This window comes from Clostridium sp. (assembly GCF_036642255.1).
Classification (GTDB): Bacteria; Bacillota; Clostridia; order Clostridiales; family Clostridiaceae; genus Clostridium_J.
On the sequence record NZ_JAVWDJ010000004.1, the window covers coordinates 155,762 to 181,962 of the forward strand.

The window sequence follows — 26,201 nt, forward strand, 5'->3', positions numbered from 1 at the left end:
GTTAAGATGTTAACATATTACCAATCAGCAAGGCACTGAAGAAATAAAGGCTTCCAATCACAAAGAGGGCTGAATTATCTCTCTAGGAAGTGAAAGCAAAATAAAAAATAAGGAGTTGTTGATAATATGATAACAAATAAAATTTTAGCATTAATCCTATCTTTATTTACAGTTGGAGGAGTAGCTGCAGGCACAGTTACTAATAATAATGGACAAGTAGTAAGATTCCCAATTGATTCGATTATTCAAAAATTAAAAATTACAAATCCAAATAATGGACAAGTTATTCAGTTGCCAACTGACGAATCTGCAAATGTAAAAGAGTCAGTAACAGAGGTTCCAAAAACTGAAACGCCAAAAACAGAAGCACCAAAGGTTGAAGTTCCAGTGAAGGAAGTACCAAAAACTGAAACTCGAAAAGTGGAAGAACCAGCTACAAAACCTAGTACAGCAGTACCAAGTGGAGTACCTGCAAATCCAAGTAATAAGAGCTTTAAATATTTAGATGCAGTAGAAAAGGAAATATTAACTTATGTTAATGAGGCGAGATCTCAGCAAGGACTTAAACCATTGACTTGGGAAGAAAACATGAGACCTATCGCAAGATATAAATCAAACAACATGCTTCAATATAACTACTTTGATCACAGTACACCATCACTAAATAACGCAGGTCCAATGGACTTGGCAACTAAATATTTTAAATATAATACAAATGGTTATGGTGAAAATATATTCTATAGTATGGGATATGCTGAGGCAACAACTACAGCTAAGTACCTAGTGGATCAATGGATGAACTCACCAGGCCATAGAGCAAATATCTTAAATGCCAACTGGACAAAAATGTCTGCAGGGGTAGTGTTTAGTAGCCAAGGTAACTATGCTTACGCTACACAACATTTCTCAACAAAATAATAAATAAATTTAATATGTTAACAATTTAAAAGAAAATATAAAAGATGTAGATAAAGTAAAATATCTACATCTTTTTTTAATGATAAAAATTAAAGTTTAAATTCCTATCATTATATCCTTATTGGTTGATTTAATTAGTAATTAAACTTATAATATTAACTTGAATATATTGCAATCAATTAATTTGCAATTAAAATAGTGTGCTAATATATAAAATATATAAGTTTTTTTAAACTACAGTAAACTTTATAAATTTTTGTGTTATTATAAACAACTATTTTCCTGCATTTTTGAGAGTGCAATATATGTGTAATAAAAATTTGTTTTTACAGAGGGAATGTGTTATAAATATTAGAAATCATTATTATTTGTCTATAATATAGTTATAGGATTCTAATATAAGAAATTGACACATAAGTGGATTTAAAAAGTAATTATACAATATAAAACTTTATAGAATTTATAAAATCATGATATAAATGGAGGCTAAATAATGGATAAAAATTGGATAGAGGTAACAGTAATTACAAGCAGTGAGGCTACAGAAGCTGTAGCAGGATTTTTTTATAATTCAGGAGTAAAGGGAGTTTCTATAGAGGATTCTGAAGATGTGGAATTTAAAAAGAAACATCCTGGAGATTGGGATTATTTTGATGAAACCATTCTTAACATAAAAGAAGGTGCTGTTGTTAAAGGGTATTTTAAAGAAGATGAAAACTTTGAAAAATCATTTGATTACATAAAGGAAAGCGTTGATAAGTTGCCAGAGTTTGGATTTAGTAAAGGTGAGGGAATTGTTACGGCAGTTAAGGTCAATGAAGAACAGTGGGAAAATAATTGGAAGAAGTATTATAAACCTACGAAGGTTGGACAAAAAATAGTTATTAAGCCTATATGGGAAGACTATCAGAAAAAGAATGATGAATTAATAGTAGAGCTTGATCCGGGAATGGCTTTTGGAACAGGCACTCATGAAACTACAAGAATGTGTATAAAGTCTTTAGAAAAACATGTTAAACCAAATTCTACAGTATTTGACATAGGAACTGGCTCAGGAATTCTAGCTATTTCTGCAGCTAAATTAGGTGCAGAAAAAGTAGTTGGCGTAGATTTAGATCCTGTAGCAGTAGACTCTGCTAGAAATAACATATCCTTTAATAATTTAAATAATATTGAAATTCTATACGGGGACTTAATGGAAGTGGTTGAAGGTAAAGCAGATATTGTTGTAGCTAATATTATTGCTGATGTAATTATCTTTTTGACAGAAGGTGTTAGAGACTTTATAAAGGAAGAAGGAATTTTTATTTCTTCTGGCATTATATTATCTAGAAAAGAATCAGTAATTAATAAGTTAATGGAGTGTGGGTTTACCATTGTAGAGGTAATGGAAGAAGGAGAATGGGTTTGCATAACTTCTAGGCTTTAATTGTTAGTTGTTACTATATAATAATCAATAGTAATATTAAGTTTTAAATAATAGGCTAGTTGGTTTATTGCACTAATAATGAATAAAACTTAGTCTAACCTAAATTAATAATTTTCGGGGATTTGTTTATGATACCAGCGTTAGATACTTATCCCTGGAAAATCATATTAGATTATAGATATTCTATAAAGATAGGAGTATTATATCTATGCACAAGTTTTTTGTTTTAAAGGAAAATATTTTTGGAAGTAGCTGCGTCATTGAAGGGGAAGATGTTAAGCACATTTATAAAGTTTTAAGACTTGAAAGTGGGGATAAGATAAATATAAATGACGGAGAAGGTAACGAATACTTAGGGGAAATTGAAGAAGTAAATAAAAAGGAAGTTAAAGTAAATCTTTTAGAGAAAATTGAACTAAATAATGAAAGCGATTTAAAGGTACATCTTTATCAAGGTATGCCAAAGTCAGCAAAGATGGATTTTATTGTACAAAAATGCACTGAACTTGGTATATCCCAGATAACGCCAATAATAACTGAAAGAGTTGTGGTTAAGGCAGAACTTTCTGAGTTTAAAAAAGTTGATAGATGGAATAGGATTGCTCTCGAAGCTTGCAAGCAAAGTAAGAGAAGCTTGATTCCTATAATTAATACACCTATTGAATTTAATGAGTTATTGGAAAGTTTAAAGAAATATGATTTAGTTGTAGTTCCCTATGAAAATCAAGAAGGGCAAGGTATAAAATATCTAACTGCCCAAGTTAAGAATAAAATAGTGAAAAGTGTAGGGATTGTGATAGGACCAGAAGGAGGCTTTGAGGAGAGCGAAATTGAAGCTTTAAAGCAGGTGGGTGCTTATATTGTAACCTTAGGGCCGAGAATATTAAGGACAGAAACTGCTGGCTTTGTAGCTCTAAGCCTCCTAATGTATGAATTAGGAGATCTAGGAGGAAATATATAATGAAAGTTGCTTTTTCTACATTGGGATGTAGAGTTAATGTATATGAATCAGAAGCTATGACAGAAAAATTTATTAAAGATGGATATGAGGTAGTATCCTATGATGAGTTTTCAGATGTTTATGTAATAAATACATGTACTGTTACTAACATGGGGGATAAGAAGTCTCGCCAAATGATTAGTAGGGCAAAACGTAAGAATCCAGAGGCTATTGTAGCAGTAGTAGGATGTTACTCACAAATTGCGTCAGATGAGATATCTCAAATAGAAGGGGTAGACGTAGTGTTAGGTAGCAGAAATAAAGGTGATATAGTTTACTGGGTAAATAGAGCAAGAGAAGAGCGAAAGCAAGTAGTAGAAGTAAATGATGTACTTAAGAATAACCAGTTTGAGGAGCTATCCATTGAGGATTATCAAGATAAAACTAGAGCATTCTTAAAAATCCAGGATGGATGTAATAGGTTTTGCTCATATTGTTTAATTCCTTTTGCAAGGGGAGCTGTATGTAGCAAATCACCTGAAAAAGTTATGTCAGAAGTTAGAGAATTAGCTAAAAATGGGTTTAAGGAGATAATTATCTCAGGAGTACATACTGCTTCCTACGGTGTAGATTTAGAGGGAGATTGGAATTTAGTAAGATTGTTAGAAGAAATTGATAAAACCGAAGGAATACAAAGAATAAGAATTGGGTCTATAGATCCAACTTTCTTCAGTGAGGGTGCAATAGATAAAATTGTAGCTCTTAAAAAGATGTGTCCACATTTTCATCTATCCCTTCAAAGTGGTTGCAATGCCACTTTAAAAAGAATGAATAGACATTATACTACAGAGGATTATAAAACAGTAGTGACAAACTTAAGAAGGCATATGCCAGATGTTTCTATAACCACAGATATAATTGTAGGCTTTCCAGGGGAAACAGAAGAGGAATTTAATTTTACTTATGAATTTTTAAGTAAAATTAAGCTTTCTAAAACCCATGTATTTAAGTATAGCCCCAGAAAAGGGACAAAAGCAGCTGATATGGAATTTCAGGTGGATGGAAATATAAAGGAAGCAAGAAGTAACAAGCTTATTGAACTTAATTTAAAGAACGAGCAGGAATTTATGGAGAAGTTCTTGAATACAAAAATGGATGTGCTATATGAGGAAGAAGCTAAAGGTAAAGAAAATTATTATGTAGGATATACTCCAAACTATATTAAAGTAGTAACTTATAGTGAAACACAAGAGCTAGATGGAAAGATTATTTCTACAAAGCTTATAGATGTTGAAAATGAAAACACTATAGGGCAAATATAAGTATTGATATTATAAGTAATAATAGAAAATTCATGTACTAAGTTATCCTTATAGGGATTACTAGGATTAAAGTTAACTTATTCATAAACTTGTGAATATAAATAATATTGCAATTTAAAGTTATAACATTAGATTTTTTGCCATCGAGTCTTTTGTATAAAATAAATTTTAATTAAGTAACCCTATAGTACCAAAGGAAATATTATTTACATAAACGCTAAAAGTTATTTTTATGGAATAATATTCTAGAATTAATGAAAGTATAATAAATGACACGGGAGGTGAATTTATGGAGAATTGTATTTTTTGTAAAATAATTAATAATGCAATACCTTGCACTAAAGTTTATGAAGACGACCAGGTATTAGCTTTTAAGGATATTAATCCAGAAGCACCAGTACATGTTCTTATAATTCCAAAGATGCATATTACATCTGTAAATGCAATAAATGAAGAAAACCAACAAATTGTAGCTCACATATTTTTAACAGTATCAAAGTTAGCTAAGGAATTAGGGATAGATAATGAAGGATACAGAGTAGTAACTAACATAGGTGAAAATGGAGGGCAAACAGTAGGTCATTTACATTTTCACTTGCTAGGGGGACGAAGCCTTACCTGGCCACCAGGATAATTTAAACACTAAGTTAACTAAGTTAAAGGATCTTGGGAGAGACTAAAGAACAATAAACTTTATTAGTACAAATTAGTAAAAGTAGGATTCAAGAATATAGTCAAAGGAATAAAGGAAAAAAATAACGAAAATCTTGACATTATGAAAGGCCGATTGTATAATTGATACTGTGCTATTTAGGCCCCGCATTGGCTACTTTTAATTTAAATTAGAATTGAGCTAGCGGAGGGAGGGATATAAATGTCAGAAATCAAAGTTGGAGAAAACGAATCACTAGAGAACGCATTAAGAAGATTTAAGAAAAAATGTGCTAGAGCTGGTGTGCTTTCAGAAGTTAGAAAGAGAGAGCATTACGAAAAACCAAGTGTTAAGAGAAAGAAAAAATCAGAAGCTGCAAGAAAGAGAAAATTCAAGTAGAATTTTTGAAAGAAGGTTGAATTAATGTCATCCCTTAAGGAGAGATTACAACAGGACTGGAAAGATGCTCTTAAGCAAAAGCATAAGTTTAAGGCAAGTGTAATTAGTATGGCCAAAGCTGCTATTCTAATGGCTGAGAAAGCCGACGGTTCAAGTCTTAATGATGACCAAATTATTGAGGTTTTAGCTAAGGAAGTCAAGCAAAGGCGAGATGCCATTATTGAGTTTGAAAAAGGAAATAGACAGGATTTAGTTGAAAATACTAATGTAGAAATCGAAATCTTGTTAGAATACCTTCCTAAGCAGTTAACTGAAGATGAAGTTCGACAAATTATTGTTGAGTCAGCGGAAAAACTGGGCGCTAATAGCATGAAAGATATGGGAAAAATTATGTCTGACATTAGACCTGCAGTAAACGGTCGTGCAGATGGAAAAATAGTAAGTCAAATAGTTAAAGAATATTTGAATAAATAAAGAACTCAGATTATCTGAGTTCTTTTGTTTTTTTATTTTAGTAATTTATCCTTCATCATTAACATAAAATTTAGAAGGGTCTTTTTAAATTAATTACAAAGCTATGATGAGGTGATGAATTTGAGTGATAAATTACAGAGAATAAAAGAATCTATGATTACAAAACTAGATTTGCCTAGAGAAATGGTACTTGATTTACCTAAAGTAACAATTATATCAAATAGTGAAATTTCCATTGAAAATCACAAGGGTGTTATATTTTTTGGAGAAAGTGAAATTAAAATTAAAACTTCCATAGGTATTGTTCACATTTCAGGATTCAACTTTGAAATTATTTTTGTAGGGGGAAGCACCATAGCCTTAAGTGGAAAATTTAAGTCTGTTGTGTTTGATGAGAATGAATAAGTTAAATAAGTATAGAAAAAGTTATATAGTAGTAGAGATTCAAACTTTAAATCCTGAAAAAATATTAAATTATCTATGGAAAAATGGAGTTGAAACAAGAAATGTTAAGAAAAATAATGTAGCATCTATTACATTAGATTTAAGACTTTGTGATTATGGGTTACTCGAAGAAGCAGTAAGAAAGACCGATGGTAAGATAAGAATACAAAAGAGAAATGGGCTATTATTTCTTTTAATAAAAGCAAGACAAAGAAAATTACTATTAGGCGGAATTATAATATTTTTCAGTATTTTATATTATTTAAGTAGTTTTATTTGGAAGATAGATATAATAACAAAGCATTATTTAACACCTTTAGAATTAAGAATGTTAGTAAAAAGTTATGGTATAACCACTGGAGTGAAAAAATCATCCTTTGACGTTGCTAAATTAGAGGAAAAAATTATTAGAGATACGGATGAAGTTATGTGGGTTAAAGCTAGAGTGGAAGGCTCGAAGTTATCTATAGAGGTTGTAGAAAGACAAGCACCTCCTAAAATCAAAGAACCTGAGCTTACAGGAAATATTGTAGCTGATATGGATGGAGTTGTGGAGAGAATATATACTACGGCAGGAACAGCGGCTACTGAGCCAGGAAAGGTTGTTAAAAAGGGAGATTTGTTAATAAGGGGAGAACAGGGGAAAGAAGGAAAGGTTTATAGTATAAAAGCAGAAGGTAAAGTTTTTGCTAGGACCTTTTATGAAGAATTTGCCGAGATGCCAATTTACACCACAGAGAGAGTTAGAACAGGAAATTTATTGAAGAACTATTATTTATTGTTTAAAGGTAAGAAATTTTATATGAAAAATTCATTAAATAACTTTGAAGTTTATGATAGAATAGAAAATAATAGGGGAATAATTAAAAGTGAGACTTATTATGAGGTAAAAGAAGAATCCAAGCCTACAGATCCTGAAGCAGTTGCAAAGGAAATTGAAAATAAAATAAGACTAAATCTGGATAAGTCTGTAAATATAGTTGAAGTTACCCCTAAGATTGAAAAAGTAGAGGAAAAATATGTGATTAAGGTATTGGTTATTGCTGAAGAGGATATTGCAAAGGATGAAGTAGCTTCCGATAACAACACGGTTGTTACTGGAAATTAAAAATTATCTTCTAATTAGCGCGGCCTTAATAATACACTACTTAATTAATAAACGATTTGTTTTTTATTGATAAATCATAAGCACAGGAAACTATAAGATTTTCTAAAGGTTTATAGAAAAATAAAATAATATAAATTATTAATGTAAGTGTACTGAAATCACAAGAAAAAGGTGGTAATAATGGGTTACACAAGTTTAAGAAGAGTTAATTTTCCAAAAACAAAACCATATATTATATTTCTTATTACTGTACTTTTACTTTATTTTACTTTAAGTTCTTCTTTAATAACGCAAAAGTATGATTTAGCTGTGGGAGACATTGCGAAAGTAAGTATTAAGGCACCAAAAGATATTGAAGATGGAATAACTACACAAAAGAGCATAGAAGAAGCTTTAAGGCATGTTCAAGATATGTATAGCTATGATGGAAATGTTAAGAAAAATGCATTGCAAAGCATTGAAAGTTTATTCCAAATAGTAATAAAAGTTAATAAAGAAACTGTTCAAATTGCTACACAAGAACAGGAGAAAACTTCAGAAGAATTGCAGATAGAAAAGGTTAAAAAGGTTATGGAGCAATCCCCTATTTCCAATTTATCAGTTGAAAACTATAATATATTAGTAAACCTGGATGATAAGCAATTGGATGAGTTAAGTAAATTTATACTGGATTCTGTGAATGAATTCTTTGATACAACGGTGATTTATGAGAACAAACCACAGGATATAGTGCTTGCTCAAGGAGTAATAACTGCGACTTTTAACAACTCGAGTTTTTCTAAAAATATTAAAGATTTGGGTATGGCAATAGGATATACTCAAGTTAAACCAAATTATTTTATCGATCATAAAAAGACAGAGGAATTAAGACAAGAGGTTACTAAAAATGTTAAACCGGTGATTATAAAAAAAGATCAAACCATTGTAAATGAAGGTGAACCTGTCACAGAAGCACAAATAGATATTTTAAGAACATTAGGCCTTTTGAACAAGGATAAATCATTTAGCCTAAGTCTTCATATAAGTTTATTAGGCATGGTAGTTGGAATACTTGGATTACAATGGATTTATATAAAATCAAAACATGAAAGTGTATATAATAACTACAGTAAGATTGTTGTGATAAATTTACTTACTGTTATAGCTGTAGTATTAGGAAGAACAATGGGAATAATTTCCCCATATATAATTCCTTTTGCTTGCGCACCTATATTGCTGAATATACTTTTAGATGAGAAAATTTCTGTAATAGTAAGTGTGCTCAACGTAGTATTTATATCTTTTTTAGTGAAGTTTTCAATAGACATTACTTTAATTGCTCTACTAAATGCAATAGTAGTTCCAATAGTTTTAAAAAGAATACAGCAAAGAAATGATATAATTTACTCATCACTATATGTTTCTATAATAAGCGTAATATTCACTGCTATAATTGGTTATTTTTTAAGTACCAATACCATGGAGATAGCTAAAAAGTCGCTAACTACAGGAATATCAGCAATAATTTCAGGGATATTAGCTATAGGAATACTTCCTTTTTTAGAAAATATGTTTGATTTAGTAACAAATATTAAATTGTTAGAGATTTCAAATCCTAATCATCCATTAATGAAGAGACTTCTACTTGAAGCTCCAGGTACATATCATCATTCTGTACTTGTTGCAAATCTTGCTGAAATGGCGGCTGAAAGTGTGGGGGCAAATCCGGTACTTACACGAGTTTCTTCTTACTATCATGATGTGGGAAAATTAGAAAGACCATATTATTTTAAAGAAAACCAAATAGGTATAGACAATCCTCATGATAACATTGAGCCATCGCTAAGTAGTTTAATAATTCTTTCTCACGTAGATGATGGAGTAAAGCTTGCAAAAAAATATGGATTACCTCAAATTATAATAGATGTAGTAGGGCAACACCATGGAGATTCCTTGGTAAAGTATTTTTATATAACTATGAAAAATAAGAGTGAAAATCCTGATGATGTAAAAAAAGAGGATTATAAATATAAGGGGCCAGCTCCTGCAAGTAAAGAAGCAGCTATTGTAATGTTAGCAGATAGCGTTGAAGCGGCAGTAAGATCTATACAAGCTCCAACTAAAGAAAAAATAGAAGTCATGGTAGATAATATCATTAAAGGGAGATTAGAAGAAAATCAACTAACAAATTGCGATCTAACCTTTAAAGATGTGAAAAATATTAGAGAGGCTTTTTTAAAGGTGCTTTCAGGTATATATCATGAAAGAATTGAATATCCAAAAGAAAAAGTCGTTGAGAAAAAGGAGCAATAACATGATTTATATAGATAATAGACAGGATAAAATAATTGTAAATCAAGACCTTGAAAATGAAATTATGGAAATTGTTCAATATACTCTAAAGGAAGAAGACGTTAATATACCTTGTGAAATAAGTGTGATTTTTGTAGATAATGAAGAAATAAAAGAAATTAATATGGAAATGCGCAATATAGATAAAGTCACAGATGTATTATCTTTTCCTATGTTAGAGTACACAAAGCACAAGGTTTTTAAAGACTTGTATAAAGAGTTTAAGTTTCATATTAGTGAATTAAATGAAGGCAATCTAGTATTGGGAGATATGGCTATTTCCCTTGAGAGGGCCCTAGAACAAAGTGAAGAATATGGACACTCATTCGAAAGAGAAGTTTGTTACCTTGTAGTGCATTCTATACTACATCTTCTTGGCTACGATCATATGGAAGAAGAGGATAAGTATAAAATGAGAAGGCAAGAGGAAGAAATATTGAATAGATTCAATATTAATAGATAAAATAATTATAAAGGTTTGGCATGGTTAAAATACCATGTCAACTTTGTTTAAGGTGGTTATGCAATGAAGGTAAAGAAACTAGTGGATAGTTTTAATTATGCTATCGAAGGAATTATATATTCTATTAGAACTCAAAGAAATATGAGAATTCATATGATAGTAGCTATTTTGGTGCTAACGGCTTGTTTTTTTTATGACTTAAGTAAGATAGAACTTTTAATAATAACAATTACAATAACTATAGTAATTGTATCTGAAATGATAAACACAGCAGTAGAATGTGCCATTGATGCTACCACTAACTATTATCATCCCTTAGCTAAGATTGCAAAAAATGTAGCGGCAGGAGCAGTGCTAATTACAGCTATAAATGCCCTTTTTGTTGCCTACATCATATTTTATGACAGAGTGCTGCCATTTTCAATTATAATGATGTCAAAGATTAAAAATTCCAGTCCTCACATGATTTTTCTCATGTTGGTAGTAGTAAGCATAGCAACAGTTGTAGTTAAAGCAATATATGATGAGGGAACACCTTTAAAGGGTGGGATGCCAAGCGGTCATAGTGCAATTGCATTTTCTGTAGCCACTACAATCACTTTACTTACAGATGAACCACTAATTATGATTTTGTCATATTTATTAGCAGCAATTGTTGCCCAAAGCAGAGTAGATTCAGAAGTACATTCCATATTAGAAGTTGTGTTTGGAGCGGCTTTTGGTTCTCTTTTAACTCTACTACTCTATCAATTCTTAGGATAATATTTTAAATGCGTTGAAATTGAATCCATTAGTGGTATAATTTATGTACTTAAATCTAAATATGTGATATGAGTTATTCATATAAACAAAAAAACTTATTTTCTTAGAACACACGGGGATTCTACAGAATTTATTGCTATTATGGTAGGCTAAATCTGTGAAATGATTAAATAAAGTTAACTTGGCCATTACTTATAAATACAAGGTTTAGGAGGAATTTATTGTGGAGGACAAACAATTAGTAAAATTAGCTATAGAGGCAAGAAATAAAGCATATGTACCATATTCAAAATTCCCAGTAGGTGCTGCGGTTGAAACAGAAGATGGAAGTATATTTACTGGTTGCAATATTGAAAATGCTTCTTTTGGAGCTACAAATTGTGGTGAGAGAACAGCTATATTTAAGGCAGTTTCCGAAGGACATAAAGTGATTAAAAAGATTGCTGTAGTTGGCGATATGTCAACCTTTACTGCACCTTGCGGAATTTGCAGGCAAGTAATAGCTGAATTTGCAAGTAAAGATATAGAGATAATATTAATAAAAAACGAAGAAGAATATGTAAAGAAAACTTTAGAAGAAATATTACCAGGAGCCTTTACAAAAGAAGACTTATTTAAATAAGGAGGAATTATGTTTAAATCAGGATACGTAACAATTATTGGAAGACCAAATGTAGGAAAATCTACCTTACTAAATAATATAATGGGGGAGAAACTATCCATAGTATCTAGCAGACCACAAACTACTAGAAACAATATACAAACAATTCATACAAATAAGGAACATCAAATAATTTTTGTGGACACCCCAGGAATGCATAAGCCGAGACATAAGCTTGGTGAGTATATGGTTAAGGTGGCAAAGGATGCAATTAATGAAGTAGATGTTGTACTATTTTTAACTACCCCTGATGAAGAAATAAATAAAGGGGATATTCATATTTTAGAACAGTTAAAGCAATGCAATGTACCTGTGTTTTTAATTTTAAATAAAATTGATGAAAATCTTGAAACCAGGGTAGCTGAAACTTTGACTAGCTATTCAAAGTTATTTCAATTTAAAGAAATTATTCCTATTTCAGCATTGAATGGGAAAAATGTAGATAAGGTAATTCAGCTTATAGAAGAGCAATTACCACAGGGTCCTATGTATTATCCTGAGGATATGATTACAGATCAACAAGAGAGATTTATAGTTACAGAGACTATTAGAGAAAAAGCACTTAGATTGTTATCAAAGGAAGTTCCACATGGGATTGCAGTAGAAATAATAGAGATGAAAAAGGATGAAAAAAATAGATACAGTATTGAAGGTAATCTATTATGTGAAAAAGACTCTCACAAAGGCATAATAATAGGAAAAAATGGAACAATGTTAAAGAAAATCTCCACTTATGCTCGTCAAGACTTAGAGAAGTTCTTTGATGCACCGGTAAATTTAAAACTTTGGGTTAAAGTTAAAAAAGACTGGAGAGATAGTGGATTTATGCTTAAGGAGTTAGGATATAAATAATCCTAAGGTTTAGGGGATGATTTATTATTGAATACTGTAAAAACAAGAGCTATAGTAATTAAGACCCAAGAATATAAAGAAAATGATAAACTGATTTGGCTCTTTACTGAAGAATTAGGTAAGATTTCTGTGCTTGCCAAGGGAGCTAGAAAAAATAAAAATAAAAACTTTTCTTTAACTTTACCATTTTGTTTTGGTGAATTTGTAGTTTACAAGGGAAAAAGCTTATACACTCTAAATGAGGGGAGAATTATTGAATCTTTTCAAGATATATTAAATGATTACGATACCCTAATATATGGATCATATTTTAATGAGCTTATAGATATTGCTTGTGAAGAGGAAGCTTACATTTCCTTGTTTAGGGATGTAGTAAGTTGTTTTTATCTTTTGAAAAATAAAGCGGTAGATTTTGAACTTCTTACTAGAGCCTTTGAACTCAAACTGTTAAGGTCTACTGGTTATGGACTTCATCTTGAAAATTGTGCTGTTTGTGATAGAAAGATTAATAATTCAAGTTTTTTATCTTTTCAGTATTTTGGTGCAGTTTGTGAAGAGTGCGAGAAAGCTCATGGAACACTTATGTCAAAAAGTACATATAATGTGTTAAAGTTTTTAAATTCTGTAGATGTAGAGAAGGTTTCGAGATTATCTGTTAATGAATTAACAAAAAAAGAAATATTTAAGATAATTACTAATTTTATAGCTTTAAACTATTCTAGAAAACCTAAAAGTCTTTCCATGTTGGATTATTTTAAAGCTATACCAGAAGTAAGTATAGATAAAGAATAAAAGTAGGAGGTATAAATCATGAGTGAAATTACTTTAGAGAAAATTGATATAATTAGAAGCAGAACTAAATTAAGCTATAGTGAAGCTAGAGAACTTTTGGAAAAATGTGATGGAGATGTAGTGGAAGCACTGATTTACCATGAAAAGATAAAAGAAAAAGATTCAAAATCCTTTATGGAAGATATGTCTATTACCTTTGAAGATTTCATAGCTTATATGAAAGAAATTATAAAAAAAGGTAATGTAAGAAGAGTTAAGGTTAAAAAAGATGAAAAAGTTCTTATTGATATTCCTGTAAATGCAGGAATTGCTATTGGGATTGTAGCTTTATTGCAACCAATTTTACTAGTAGTAGGTACTGCAACAGCGTTAATAACTAAATTGGAAATAGAAATAACAAAAGCAGATGGTTCTGTAGAAGTGGTAAGCAAAATTATAAAATCAGCATTTAAAGATACAAAGGAAAAAGCATATGATGCAGCAGAAGACATTAAAGAAAAGGCCCATGACGCAGCAGCTGATATAAAGGAAAAGTTTACTAACGCTGATAAAGATAAGAACTATAGTGATAGTGAAGACAAAGAAAATGAAGTTAATACCTTTACTTATACAGTAAAATTTGATGATGATGATTCTAAAGAAAGTTAGCACTGGTTGCTAACTTTTTCTTGTAGCATAGGAAAATTAAATTATCATTGATAAACAAATGTATAAATTTTATAAAATTTAACAAAAATAAGAAATGGTAGCTTTATTTTATATTAAAATTACTAATATTTTATGGTTAATTTAAGAAAAACATTGAAAAATTGTATTACTTGTTATAATATCATGTTATAATAAAGACTATGGAAAATATGTCAACTTATTTATCTTCTTATAACTTATGTAAAGTCTGCGTTAATTCACATTGAAAGGCGGCGAAACACATTAAACTCTCAGCAAGACAACAAGAAATAATAAATTTAGTAAAAGAAAATGCACCTATCACCAGTGAGGCACTAGCAGCAAAGCTGGGGTTAACTCGTTCCGCCCTTAGACCAGATCTTGCAATACTGACCATGAGTGGATACTTAGAAGCAAGGCCAAAGGTTGGATACATATTTGGTAAAAAACCAGTAGAAGGAATAAACAAAAATTACTTTAAAACTATGAGTGTTAAAGACGTAATGTCGAAACCTTCTGTAGTGAAAGAAGAAACTACAGTTTATGAAGCAATTTTAAATATTTTCTTAAATGATGCAGGAACACTATTTATAGAAAATAATGGTTATTTAGTGGGAGCTGTTTCAAGAAAAGACTTTATTAAGACAATAATGGGAACAATTGATATACATAAGGTACCCATTGGCATTATCATGACTAGAATGCCAAATATAGTTTATGTTTATGAAGATGAATCTGTTTACGATGCTGCGAATAAAATAATTCAGCGTCAAGTAGATAGTTTACCAGTAGTGCAAAAGATAGTATCAGAAAACACTGAAGTTTTCAAAATAGTAGGTAAAATTTCCAAAACAACTATAACAAAATTATTTGTAAAAATGGGTGAAGATGAGTAGAATCTTTTATTTGAATAATACTTTTATATAAAACTCTTCTACTTATTAAACTATAGATATTAAACAAAGGGGTGTATACCATGGATAACAAAAAGTACGTTTACCTTTTTAGTGAAGGTGACGCTTCTATGAAAAATCTTCTTGGAGGTAAAGGTGCAAACCTTGCTGATATGACAAGTATAGGAATTCCAGTTCCACAGGGATTCACAGTAACTACTGAAGCTTGTAACAAATATTATGATGATAACCAAACAATAGCACCTGAAATAGTTGCAGAAATTCATGCAAAAATGGCTGAATTAGAGACAATATCAGGTAAACAATTTGGAAGCTTAGAAAATCCATTATTAGTTTCAGTTAGATCTGGTGCTAGAGCATCAATGCCAGGGATGATGGACACAATCCTTAATCTTGGATTAAATGATCAAACTGTTGAAGTTATGGCAAACAAAACTAACAACCCAAGATTTGCTTATGACTCATACAGAAGATTTATTCAAATGTTTGCAGATGTTGTTATGGAAGTTGAGAAAAAACATTTTGAAGAAATCATGGACAAAATGAAAGAAGCTAAAGGCGTTAAACTTGATACTGAGTTAAATGCTGATGACTTAAAAGAATTAGTTAATCAATTTAAAGCATTCTATAAAGAAGCTAAGGGAGAAGAATTCCCAAGCAATCCAACTGAACAATTAATAGCTTCTATAACAGCTGTATTTAGATCTTGGAACAATCCAAGAGCTATCGTATACAGAAGAATGAACGACATTCCAGGAAGCTGGGGAACAGCTGTTAACGTTCAAGAAATGGTATTCGGAAACAAAGGTGAAACTTCTGGTACAGGAGTTGCTTTCTCAAGAAACCCATCTACTGGAGAAAAGAAAATATTTGCTGAGTACTTAATGAATGCTCAAGGAGAAGACGTTGTTGCTGGTATCAGAACACCACAACCAATTGAGCAATTAGAAAAAGAAAATGCTGAAGTTTACAAACAATTTATGGATATAGTAAACACTTTAGAAAATCACTATAGAGACATGCAAGATATGGAGTTCACTATAGAAGAAGGAAAACTATACTTCCTACAAACTAGAAATGGTAAGAGAACAGCACAAGCTGCTCTAAAAATTGCCGTTGAATTAGTTGAGGAAGGAATGTTAACTAAAGAAGAAGCAATTCTTAAAGTTGAACCAAAACAATTAGATACATTATTACATCCTAACTTTGATGCTGATGATATGAAAAAAGCGGCTGTAATAGCTAAAGGTCTTCCAGCATCTCCAGGAGCTGCTTGTGGTAAAGTTTACTTTACAGCTGAAGAGTCAAAAGTTGCTCATGAAAAAGGAGAAAAAGTTGTTTTAGTAAGACTTGAAACTTCACCAGAAGATATCGAAGGTATGATCGCATCTGAAGGTATATTAACAGTTAGGGGGGGAATGACTTCTCACGCTGCTGTTGTTGCTAGAGGAATGGGAACTTGCTGTGTAGCTGGATGTGGAGACATCAAAGTTAACGAAGAAGCTAAAACTTTCGAAGTTGGCGGAGTTGTTTATCATGAAGGAGATTTCATCTCTATAGATGGAAGCACAGGAAATGTATATGCTGGACAAATAAAAACAGTTGAGCCAGAAATAAGTGGATACTTTGGAACATTCATGGCTTGGGCTGATGAAATAAGAAGCTTAAAGGTTAGAACAAATGCTGATACTCCAAGAGATACAGCTCAAGCTGTTAAATATGGAGCAGAAGGTATTGGACTATGCAGAACAGAGCACATGTTCTTCGAAGCAGACAGAATCATGGGTATCAGAGAAATGATCGTTGCTAAAGATGAGATATCTAGAAGAAAAGCTTTAGAAAAATTATTACCTATGCAAAGAGAAGACTTCATAGGAATTTATGAAGAGTTAGTTGATAGACCAGCTACAATCAGATTCTTAGATCCACCACTACATGAGTTCTTACCTCATGTTGATGATGAAATCAGAGAATTAGCTGCAGAATTAGGAATAACTTTCGAAGAGTTAAAAGCTACAGTTGAATCTTTACATGAGTTCAATCCAATGATGGGACACAGAGGATGTAGATTAGCTGTTTCTTACCCAGAAATTGCTGAAATGCAAACAAGAGCGGTTATCGAAGCTGCTATAGATGTTAAAACAAGAAAAGGTTATGACATCGTTCCAGAAATCATGATTCCACTTGTTGGAGAAGTTAAAGAGCTTAAATATGTTAAAGATATAGTAACAAGAACAGCTGATGCTATAATAGCTGAAAAAGGTATTGAGCTTAAATACATGGTTGGTACAATGATAGAAATCCCAAGAGCTGCTTTAACAGCTGATGAGATTGCTAAAGAAGCTGAGTTCTTCTCATTTGGTACTAATGATTTAACTCAAATGACCTTTGGATTCTCTAGAGATGATGCTGGTAACTTCTTAAAGCATTACTATGACAAAGGAATCTATGAGTCTGATCCATTCCAAAGATTAGATCAAACAGGAGTAGGTAAACTTGTTGAGATGTCTGTTAAATTAGGAAAACAAACAAGAAAAGATATTAAACTTGGAATATGCGGAGAGCACGGTGGAGATCCATCATCAGTGGAATTCTGCCACAACATAGGATTAAACTATGTATCATGCTCACCATTTAGAGTTCCAGTTGCAAGACTTGCTGCAGCTCAAGCAGAAGTTAAAAATCCAAGAAAATAATATTTTTGCTTAACTAAGTACTATACACATTAGGACTATGATAAAAACTGTTGTATGGCTTGGAAGTAAAATAGATTGACAACTTATTTGCAGAGTTGTTAAGCTTTATAATTAAAATAAAGAGCTGGCTTATTTAGGCCAGCTCTTATAATTTCACATCAAATTTGAATTCAATGTATTCAATAAATTTACGTACAAAGATAAGTTGATCATTATTTTGAACCACTGCTTTCTCAAGCAAGGAGATAAAAGCTTTTTTATTACATTTAGAGATATTTGCATAATAATCTCTTGAAATTTTCCAGTATTTTTGTGGAAAAGCCAGGTAAGCGAGAATGTACTTATAATCATCTAAGGTTAGGTTATTGTATTTTTCATATTCTTGCAGAAAGTTTATGGTTAAGTCAACGTTCCATTTTGTACTATCTCTTCGTAAAAGCCTTCTTAGACAATAAGATATATCCAAAGAGCAGTAGTCATATTTACACTTGTCGAAATCAATAAGCCATACATCATTGTTATCTATAATGATGTTCTTACTAACATAATCATTATGACATAAAGATTTAGAAAGATTCCTTTCATTAATACTTAATGAAACATCATGAGCAGTTTTAGCTAAAAGAAAACTTGACTCCATGTTATCTAGATAAATTCTTGAAAAAGTATCATTATGCTTAAAAGCAAGATTGCAATAGCTTTTTAAGTTATCATAATGTTTACTTAGGGAATTATGCAAATTACTACAGCCTACTTTTTCCATACTACCTAGAATTGGTTTGAAGGTTTTAGATATATCATGAGTTTTACCTAAGTTACCACTAGTTAACAGTGTATGCTTAACAGAATCAAAATCACATTTTTCACCTTCAACCCAGGGGGTTAAGATAAAAAGCATATCTTCATAAATAACATATCTACTATGATCAATAGTGGAAAGAATTCTAGGGACTTTTATTCCATATCTATATAACCACTCCATTGCGGAGTAAACAAATAATAGTTCATTTACAGGAAAATAAACTTTTTTAAGACAGTAGTTTGCTTTACCATGAGAAACCTTATATACTGCTCTCTGTTTATCAGTATTTTTAAACTTTACTTGAGATATTTTTGCATTATGTAAATTATAGTAGGGTAAAACGTATTTTTTTACATTTTTTTCAGATAATAGTTCTATATTATTTTTATTTACAGCTACTGTTGTCATCATAACACCCCTTAAAAACATTTGCATTATAAGCTTATTATAAAAATGTTTCTATTATGAACTCATAATACAAATATATTACTGAATAGGTAACAAATATTACACAATCAAACAATAATATGTAACAATATTTATACATATATATTTGTAAAATAAAAAAACAGGAGACCTTTAAAACAAATATTAAATATAATGTGAAATCTAGGATGAAAATTTTAAATAATTAATATAAATATCTAATATAAATATCTAATATATATGTTGATTGCTTTTATGATTGAGTAGGAATGCTAAAATAAAAAAATCATGAAATCTATAATTTTATGGAGGAAGATTTAGTGAAAATTAGAGAAAGAATAGAAGATGTGGAAAGAAGGACTTTAATACCGCAAGGTGCTCATTCAATTGAATCAAGTGGAAGAAAAAGAGAGGAAAAAAAGGATGATATAAGAACCTGCTATATGGTAGATAGAGATAGAATAATACACTGTAAATCTTTTAGAAGATTAAAAATGAAAACACAAGTGTATATAAAAACTTGGAATGATCATTATAGAACTAGACTTACTCATACTTTAGAAGTTGCTCAAATTGCAAAAACTATAGGAGCGGGGATAGGATTAAATCAAGATTTGATTGAGGCTATAGCACTTGGGCATGATATTGGGCACGTAGCCTTTGCTCACAATGGAGAAGAAGTATTAAATGAGTTATTACCTCAGGGATTTAAGCATAATGAGCATAGTGTAAGGGTACTTACTCGCATCGAAAAAAATGGCAAGGGGTTAAATCTTACGGAAGAAGTTTTAGATGGAATATTATATCACAGTGGATTTTCTAATGCCTCTAAAAAATCATATACTTTAGAAGGACAAATTGTTAAATATAGTGATAAAATTGCGTATGTAAATCATGATATTGATGATTCCATAAGAGCGGGTCTTTTAAAAGAGAATCAAATTCCACAGGAATTTTTGTCTTTACTAGGTAAAACTCATGGGAAAAGAATAGACACCTTAGTTAAGGATTGTATTTATAACACCATTAACAATATAGAAAAAGGGGAGAAATTCGTTTCTTTATCGCTAGAAGTCGAGAAGTCTTTAAGTGGCTTGAGAACTTTTATGTTTAAAAATATTTATAACGGAGATATTTTAAAAGTGGAAAGGGATAAAGCAAAATTTGTATTGATTCACGTTTATAAACATTTCTATAATCATCCAGATAAACTTCCAGAATTTTATAAAGTAATTGCAAAAAATGAAGGATTAGCACAAGGAGTGGGAGATTATATTGCAGGAATGAGCGATGAATATTGTCTCAGCTTATTTAATGATATTTATCTACCAAAATAATAAATTTTAAAATAGAAAATAATTATTAAATATACTTAAAAATAATTTTTTATCGAATAAGAATTTTTAGAAATATGAATAGTATGGCATATTTCTAAGTTTGTTACACAATATAATATAGTGAAACTTATTTATAATTTATTAAATATTTTTTTTGTGAAGGAAAAAATGACTTGACACAGAATATAATAATAACAATTATTGCAAAATAATAAAAAAAAGTTCAAATAAAAGAAGGAATATACGATTTTTTGTCGAAAAAATAAGGGTGGACTTTGTAGTTAGGTGGGAATCATTAAGTGTTTTCAGAAGAAGTCATTCAAAAAGTAAAAGAACAAAATGACATAGTAGATGTAGTTTCTGATGTTGTTAGATTAAAGCGCGCAGGTAGAAACTACAGTGGTGTTTGTCCTTTTCATAATGAGAAAACACCATCCTTTACTGTTTCTAAAGATAAACAAATATATAAGTGTTTTGGCTGTGGTGAAGCGGGAAATGTTATAAGTTTCGTAATGAAAACTAGAAATTTAACATTTCCGGAGTCAGTAAAGGTACTTGCTGAAAGAGTAGGTATTGATATTGAAGAAAACATTGAAAAGAAGCAAGAGCGCAGCAAACATGAAAGAATGTTCAAGATAAACGTAGAGGCTGCAAGATACTTTTATAGTAATTTAAGAAAAGATAAAAATGCATACTCTTACTTTAAAAATAGAGGTATTGATGATGTAACCATGAAAAAATTTGGACTTGGATTTGCATTAAATGACTGGCATAACCTCAGAAATTATTTAAAAGGCAAAGGTATTAATGAGGAGGAAATGCTGAATTTAGGCCTTACAGTAAAAAGTCCAAAAGGATCCATATATGATAGATTTAGGAACAGAGTTATGTTTCCTGTTTTTGATTATAATGGAAAGGTTATTGGTTTTGGCGGAAGAGTCCTGGATGACTCTAAACCTAAATATCTAAATTCACCAGAAACACCACTATTTAAAAAGGGAGTAAATCTTTATGGTTTAAACTTTGCAGTAAAAAAGGACATGAATAGAACAGTCATAATAGTAGAAGGATATATGGACTGTATATCACTTCATCAACATGGAATAACTAATGTGGTAGCTACATTAGGTACTGCATTGACAGAATACCAAAGTAAATTATTAAAGAGATATGTAGATAATGTCATAATTTCCTTTGATGCGGATATTGCAGGGCAAAATGCAACTTTAAGAGGATTGGAAATCTTAAAAAAAGAGGGTTTTGATATTAGAGTTCTTCAAGTACCACAGGGCAAAGATCCTGATGATTATATTAAAGCTAATGGAAGAGACGCCTTTTTAAAACTTATAGATAATGCATTGCCTTTGATAGATTATAGATTAAAAAAAGCAGAAAATGGAATAAATTTTTCCAATAGAGAAATGATAATAAAGTATGTAAATGAGGTGTCTATAATACTTGCTTCATTGAATTCTATTGAAAGAGAAGTGTATGTAAAACAAGTTTCGCAAAAAACTGGAATAAGTGAAGAGGGAATTTTAGAGAGTACAAGAGAAATTCTTAAAAAAACTTCAAAAAATGAAGAAAAACATAATATTAATGTGGATTTTGGGCAAAAATTATATTTAGAGCCTGCTTATGTTAAAGGGGAAAGGACCCTTCTTAAGATAATGGTTAATGATAAGGAAAATTTCGACTATATATTAAATCATATAAAAAAAGATGATTTCATTATGGAGAGTCATAAGTTCATTTATGATTTAATAGTAGAGTATGATAAATTACCCTATAAAGAAAAAATTTCTAAAATCGATACAAAATGTGCTGAAGATAATGAATGCACAAAGGAATGGATAAATATACAAGAACTCCAAATTAAATTAAAGGAATACGATATGGAGAAAATGATTCATGATTGTATCAGAGAAATAAAAAAATTTAAATTAGAGGAGTCGAAGAAAGAGATTATGAATAAAATTAGGATGTGTGAGTCCATGGGTCAAGTAGAAGAATCAATAAAATTAGCTCAAGAGCTTATAGATTTACAAAAGGAAATAAGTAACATATAAACCTGGAAAGGAGGTAATGTGATGAAGGATAAAGGTGCAAAGGTAGCAATTGTTAAAACCTTGATTGAAAAAGGTAAGAAGAAGGGTTCATTAACTTATAAGGAGATAATGGATGAACTTGAAGAGGTAGATTTAAGTCCAGAACAAATAGAGAAGATATATGAAGTACTTGAATCTATGGATATTGATGTTGTTGGAGATGCTCCAGAAGTAGAAGAAGAAATTGATATCTCTATACCAGAAGGTATTGCTATAGATGACCCAGTTAGAATGTATTTAAAGGAAATAGGAAAGGTACCTCTACTTTCTTCTGATGAAGAAATAAATCTTGCTGAAAGAATTGAAGAGGGAGATTCCTATGCAAAGAAAAAACTTGCAGAAGCTAACTTAAGATTAGTAGTAAGTATAGCTAAAAGATATGTTGGTAGAGGAATGTTATTTCTTGATTTAATACAAGAAGGAAATCTTGGTCTTATAAAAGCAGTAGAAAAGTTTGATTATAGAAAAGGTTTTAAATTTAGTACTTATGCTACATGGTGGATAAGACAGGCAATAACAAGAGCAATTGCTGACCAAGCAAGAACAATAAGAATACCTGTTCACATGGTTGAAACCATAAATAAGTTAATAAGAGTATCAAGACAATTACTCCAAGAACTTGGTCGTGAGCCATTACCAGAAGAAGTTGCAAAACATATGGATATGTCAGTAGATAAGGTTCGTGAAATAATGAAAATAGCACAAGAACCAGTATCTCTTGAGACGCCAATTGGAGAAGAAGAAGATAGTCATTTAGGTGATTTTATTCCTGATGATGATGCTCCAGCGCCAGCAGAAGCAGCTGCATTTACAATGCTAAAGGAGCAGTTAATCAGCCAATTGCGCACATTAACTCCGAGGGAAGAAAAGGTTTTAAGACTTAGATTTGGTCTTGATGATGGAAGAGCAAGAACTCTAGAAGAAGTTGGTAAGGAATTCAATGTTACTAGAGAAAGAATAAGACAAATTGAAGCAAAAGCACTTAGAAAATTAAGACATCCAAGTAGAAGTAAAAAATTAAAGGATTATTTAGATTAAGAGCACCTTGTTTGGTGTTCTTTTTTAGAATTTACCATATTGTATTTTTATGTTATAATTTTCATGAGGTGGTAAAAGAATGAAAGTATTTAGAGCGATTAAAAGTTTTGAAATAATACCTACTATACTTATTTTATTAATGTATAATGCATTAATATTAATTTTAATGACTACAACAACCTCTTATATAATTTTAAATCTACTAAGAGTGTTATTGATTTCATGTAATATATTTTACTTATATCACATTTTTCTATGGTTTACCGTAAAATATGTTTGTACAGAATATGAAATTAAAATATTAGCTGTAGGAAATCTAAAAAGGGTCGCAATACCACTTTCAAGCATAAAGGGATATACTATATTATCAGGAAAAATTAGTGGAATTAGATTGTCGGGAGTGTCATCAAATAAGTTTGCTCTTGGTCGTAATGTGATTAAGACCTTAGGAACTACAAGGATGTTTGCTACCAATAATTCCTCTGTAATATATCTAAAAACTGATGACATTAGTTATGCTATTTCTCCAGTGGATGTAGAAGAATTTGAGAAGTTCTTAAATGATAACAATATTTATAAAACACAATGGGAAGTTAAGTTTAACAAACCAAATAAGATATATAAAGATAAAAAATTCAAGACTCCATTATTTTTGACAAGTATAATCATTGTAATTATTACAGTAACACCGTTAATACTCTATTTTACTCATAGTTTACCTAATATAATGCCTCTTACTTTTGATGCATCATTTAATCCAGTTACTATGGGGACTGATAGGCAATTTGCATTTACACAAATGATTTATGGTGCATTAAATATGGCGCTACTTTTCTGCATGTATTATGCAGCGTATTTTTGCGCAAAATATGATAGAAAAACAGCGTATAGATATTTATATATAACATTGTTAATAGCAGTAATATTTTTACTTCTTCAAATACGAATTATAGTAAGTGCGATGTAAAAAATTGTGAAGTACTAAAGAATTGAGAATTCCATAAAATTTTAAGGAGCAAATTATAAAGGTGAAAAACATAGAGTTAAGCAATCGATTAAAAACCATTAGTAATCTAATAAATAATGTAAAAAGTATTGTGGATGTTGGTACGGATCATGGATACATCCCTATATACCTAGTAGGAAACAATATACTGGACTATGCAGTGGCCAGTGATATAAATAAGGGTCCAGTTGAGAAGGCTAAAAACAATGTTAAAGATTATAACCTAGGAAATAAAATTAGTTGCAGACTTGGGGGAGGATTAACTACTGTTAAACCCAAGGAGGTAGATGCAGCTATAATTGCAGGTATGGGTGGGAATTTGATTAGGGATATTATAGAAGAGAGTAAAGGAGTTTTTAAAACTCTTAACTATGCAGTACTTCAACCTGTGCAAAATCCAGAAGTACTAAGAGAGTACATTTATAAAAGTGGATATACTATCTTGGATGAGGTTATAGTAAAAGATGAAGAAAAATACTATGAAATAATTAAAGTTAAGTATGATAGTAATAAAAGGGAAGTAGAACCTATATACTATGAAATTAGTGAAATACTTCTTAATAAAAAAGAACCTTTATTTAAGGAATATATAAAATTTAAACTTAACAAGTATACTAGAGTTTATGAAAACTTGAATGAGGAAACAGAATTATCTAGGAAGCGTAAAGAAGAATTGAGAAGGATTATACAAAAGCTAAAGGAGTTCTTACAATGTCTTTAAAGATAAAAGATATTATAAAAATTATGGAAACCATGGCACCAACTAAGTTTGCTGAAGGTTATGATAACGTTGGATTAATGATAGGAAATAAAGAAGTAGAAGTTAATAAAATCTTAATAGCGCTGGATGTAACCCTTGAAGTTATAGATGAGGCAATGGAAAAAGAATGTAATGTTATATTAACTCATCATCCAGTGTTATTTTTAAAACCAAAAACTATAACAACAGATACTTTACTTGGAAGAAAGATTATTAAACTTATAGAAAATAAGCTTAATGTGTATTCCAGTCACACTAATTTAGATGTTGTACAAGAAGGATTAAATGACTTAGCAACAGAATTACTTGGGTACAATAACTATAGAGTATTAGAAGTTAATAGTAATATAGAAAATAATAATAATGGTGTAGGAAGAATAATTAAAGTTAATAGTCCAACCACACTACTTGAATTATGCAATAAGGTAAAAGAAAAATACAATGCTCCTTTTGTAAGATATGTTGGTGATAAAAATAAAGAGATTAATACTATTGCATTAATTAATGGCAGCGGTGAAGATTACTTTAATTTAGCAAGGTTAAAAGGATGCGATTGTATAATAACAGGGGACACTTCATATCACCATGTTAGTGATATGAGAGAAGATAATATAGCTATCATTGATGCTGGTCATTTTGTAACAGAGTGGCCACCGATGAAGATTATAGGAAAAAGATTAAATAACATATTAAAAGATATGGGACATAATAATAAGGTAATAATTTCAACATATACCTTTGACCCATATAACTTAGCATAAAATACTATTTGCATTTCAAATACATATATGATAATATAGTTCTTGCGAGTAAGCCAGACAATCGCCGCTGAAGGAAACTTCAGGGGAGGAAAGTCCGAGCTCCATAGGGCAGGGTGCTGGGTAACTCCCAGTGGAGGCGA

General features: G+C 30.7%; 25 protein-coding genes. 24 read left to right on the forward strand and 1 reads right to left on the reverse strand.

Going from position 1 to position 26,201, the window contains the following annotated elements:
* Window positions 1-126: 126 nt before the first annotated feature.
* The 18 genes from RR409_RS03570 (at window position 127) to ppdK (ending at window position 17,823) form a co-directional block, all read left to right on the forward strand.
* A complete protein-coding gene (locus RR409_RS03570) occupies window positions 127-918 on the forward strand; it encodes a CAP domain-containing protein (RefSeq protein ID WP_332556345.1) in 792 nt (263 codons plus the stop codon).
* A gap of 493 nt (window positions 919-1,411) precedes the next feature.
* Window positions 1,412-2,347: a 50S ribosomal protein L11 methyltransferase gene (prmA, locus tag RR409_RS03575; RefSeq protein ID WP_332556346.1), complete on the forward strand. Its 936-nt coding sequence runs from the start codon at window positions 1,412-1,414 to the stop codon at window positions 2,345-2,347.
* Between the two features lie 208 nt (window positions 2,348-2,555).
* A complete protein-coding gene (locus RR409_RS03580; protein WP_332556347.1) occupies window positions 2,556-3,308 on the forward strand; it encodes a 16S rRNA (uracil(1498)-N(3))-methyltransferase in 753 nt (250 codons plus the stop codon).
* Window positions 3,308-4,609 carry a tRNA (N(6)-L-threonylcarbamoyladenosine(37)-C(2))-methylthiotransferase MtaB gene (gene mtaB, locus RR409_RS03585; RefSeq protein WP_332556348.1) on the forward strand — a complete coding sequence of 434 codons (1,302 nt, stop codon included), beginning with the start codon at window positions 3,308-3,310 and terminating at the stop codon, window positions 4,607-4,609. The genes RR409_RS03580 and mtaB overlap by 1 nt, the downstream gene beginning before the upstream one ends.
* A gap of 289 nt (window positions 4,610-4,898) precedes the next feature.
* A complete protein-coding gene (locus tag RR409_RS03590) occupies window positions 4,899-5,243 on the forward strand; it encodes a histidine triad nucleotide-binding protein (protein WP_332556349.1) in 345 nt (114 codons plus the stop codon).
* A 240-nt stretch (window positions 5,244-5,483) separates the two neighbouring features.
* Complete coding sequence (rpsU, locus tag RR409_RS03595) at window positions 5,484-5,660, forward strand: 30S ribosomal protein S21 (RefSeq protein ID WP_010292600.1); 177 nt, start codon at window positions 5,484-5,486, stop codon at window positions 5,658-5,660.
* Window positions 5,661-5,684: 24 nt separating this feature from the next.
* Window positions 5,685-6,134 (forward strand): GatB/YqeY domain-containing protein, encoded by a 450-nt coding sequence (locus RR409_RS03600; RefSeq protein ID WP_332556350.1) that lies wholly within the window; start codon window positions 5,685-5,687, stop codon window positions 6,132-6,134.
* A gap of 114 nt (window positions 6,135-6,248) precedes the next feature.
* Window positions 6,249-6,539 (forward strand): sporulation protein YqfC, encoded by a 291-nt coding sequence (gene yqfC / locus RR409_RS03605; RefSeq protein ID WP_332556351.1) that lies wholly within the window; start codon window positions 6,249-6,251, stop codon window positions 6,537-6,539.
* Complete coding sequence (yqfD, locus tag RR409_RS03610; RefSeq protein WP_332556352.1) at window positions 6,532-7,686, forward strand: sporulation protein YqfD; 1,155 nt, start codon at window positions 6,532-6,534, stop codon at window positions 7,684-7,686. The genes yqfC and yqfD overlap by 8 nt, the downstream gene beginning before the upstream one ends.
* Before the next feature lie 180 nt (window positions 7,687-7,866).
* On the forward strand, window positions 7,867-9,978 hold the full coding sequence (locus RR409_RS03615) for an HDIG domain-containing metalloprotein (RefSeq protein ID WP_332556353.1): 2,112 nt from the start codon (window positions 7,867-7,869) through the stop codon (window positions 9,976-9,978).
* A 1-nt stretch (window position 9,979) separates the two neighbouring features.
* Window positions 9,980-10,480: an rRNA maturation RNase YbeY gene (gene ybeY / locus RR409_RS03620; protein WP_332556354.1), complete on the forward strand. Its 501-nt coding sequence runs from the start codon at window positions 9,980-9,982 to the stop codon at window positions 10,478-10,480.
* A gap of 63 nt (window positions 10,481-10,543) precedes the next feature.
* Window positions 10,544-11,242 (forward strand): diacylglycerol kinase, encoded by a 699-nt coding sequence (locus RR409_RS03625; RefSeq protein WP_332556355.1) that lies wholly within the window; start codon window positions 10,544-10,546, stop codon window positions 11,240-11,242.
* A gap of 223 nt (window positions 11,243-11,465) precedes the next feature.
* Complete coding sequence (locus tag RR409_RS03630) at window positions 11,466-11,864, forward strand: cytidine deaminase (protein WP_332556356.1); 399 nt, start codon at window positions 11,466-11,468, stop codon at window positions 11,862-11,864.
* A 9-nt stretch (window positions 11,865-11,873) separates the two neighbouring features.
* Window positions 11,874-12,755: a GTPase Era gene (era, locus tag RR409_RS03635; RefSeq protein ID WP_332556357.1), complete on the forward strand. Its 882-nt coding sequence runs from the start codon at window positions 11,874-11,876 to the stop codon at window positions 12,753-12,755.
* A 27-nt stretch (window positions 12,756-12,782) separates the two neighbouring features.
* Window positions 12,783-13,547 carry a DNA repair protein RecO gene (gene recO / locus RR409_RS03640; RefSeq protein ID WP_332556358.1) on the forward strand — a complete coding sequence of 255 codons (765 nt, stop codon included), beginning with the start codon at window positions 12,783-12,785 and terminating at the stop codon, window positions 13,545-13,547.
* Between the two features lie 18 nt (window positions 13,548-13,565).
* Window positions 13,566-14,195 carry a DUF4342 domain-containing protein gene (locus RR409_RS03645; RefSeq protein ID WP_332556359.1) on the forward strand — a complete coding sequence of 210 codons (630 nt, stop codon included), beginning with the start codon at window positions 13,566-13,568 and terminating at the stop codon, window positions 14,193-14,195.
* A gap of 281 nt (window positions 14,196-14,476) precedes the next feature.
* The gene (locus RR409_RS03650) at window positions 14,477-15,109 is read left to right on the forward strand and encodes a helix-turn-helix transcriptional regulator (protein WP_332556370.1); all 633 of its coding nucleotides are present in this window, start codon (window positions 14,477-14,479) and stop codon (window positions 15,107-15,109) included.
* Window positions 15,110-15,189: 80 nt separating this feature from the next.
* Window positions 15,190-17,823: a pyruvate, phosphate dikinase gene (gene ppdK, locus RR409_RS03655; protein ID WP_332556360.1), complete on the forward strand. Its 2,634-nt coding sequence runs from the start codon at window positions 15,190-15,192 to the stop codon at window positions 17,821-17,823.
* Between the two features lie 145 nt (window positions 17,824-17,968).
* Here ppdK and RR409_RS03660 read toward each other — a convergent pair whose 3' ends face one another.
* Window positions 17,969-19,033 carry a CotS family spore coat protein gene (locus RR409_RS03660; protein ID WP_332556371.1) on the reverse strand — a complete coding sequence of 355 codons (1,065 nt, stop codon included), beginning with the start codon at window positions 19,031-19,033 and terminating at the stop codon, window positions 17,969-17,971.
* A gap of 338 nt (window positions 19,034-19,371) precedes the next feature.
* Between RR409_RS03660 and RR409_RS03665 the strand changes: the two genes are divergently transcribed.
* From RR409_RS03665 to RR409_RS03690, 6 genes are all read left to right on the forward strand, one after another.
* Entirely contained in the window at window positions 19,372-20,388 is a 1,017-nt protein-coding gene (locus tag RR409_RS03665; RefSeq protein ID WP_332556361.1) for a deoxyguanosinetriphosphate triphosphohydrolase, read from the forward strand.
* 299 nt (window positions 20,389-20,687) lie between these two features.
* Entirely contained in the window at window positions 20,688-22,457 is a 1,770-nt protein-coding gene (dnaG, locus tag RR409_RS03670; RefSeq protein WP_332556362.1) for a DNA primase, read from the forward strand.
* Between the two features lie 21 nt (window positions 22,458-22,478).
* Window positions 22,479-23,534 (forward strand): RNA polymerase sigma factor RpoD, encoded by a 1,056-nt coding sequence (gene rpoD, locus RR409_RS03675; protein ID WP_332556363.1) that lies wholly within the window; start codon window positions 22,479-22,481, stop codon window positions 23,532-23,534.
* Window positions 23,535-23,613: 79 nt separating this feature from the next.
* Window positions 23,614-24,501, forward strand: coding sequence for a PH domain-containing protein (locus RR409_RS03680; protein ID WP_332556364.1), 888 nt, complete (start codon window positions 23,614-23,616; stop codon window positions 24,499-24,501).
* Window positions 24,502-24,571: 70 nt separating this feature from the next.
* Window positions 24,572-25,261, forward strand: coding sequence for a class I SAM-dependent methyltransferase (locus RR409_RS03685; protein WP_332556372.1), 690 nt, complete (start codon window positions 24,572-24,574; stop codon window positions 25,259-25,261).
* Window positions 25,252-26,061: a Nif3-like dinuclear metal center hexameric protein gene (locus RR409_RS03690; protein WP_332556365.1), complete on the forward strand. Its 810-nt coding sequence runs from the start codon at window positions 25,252-25,254 to the stop codon at window positions 26,059-26,061. The genes RR409_RS03685 and RR409_RS03690 overlap by 10 nt, the downstream gene beginning before the upstream one ends.
* The last annotated feature ends 140 nt before the right edge of the window (window positions 26,062-26,201 follow it).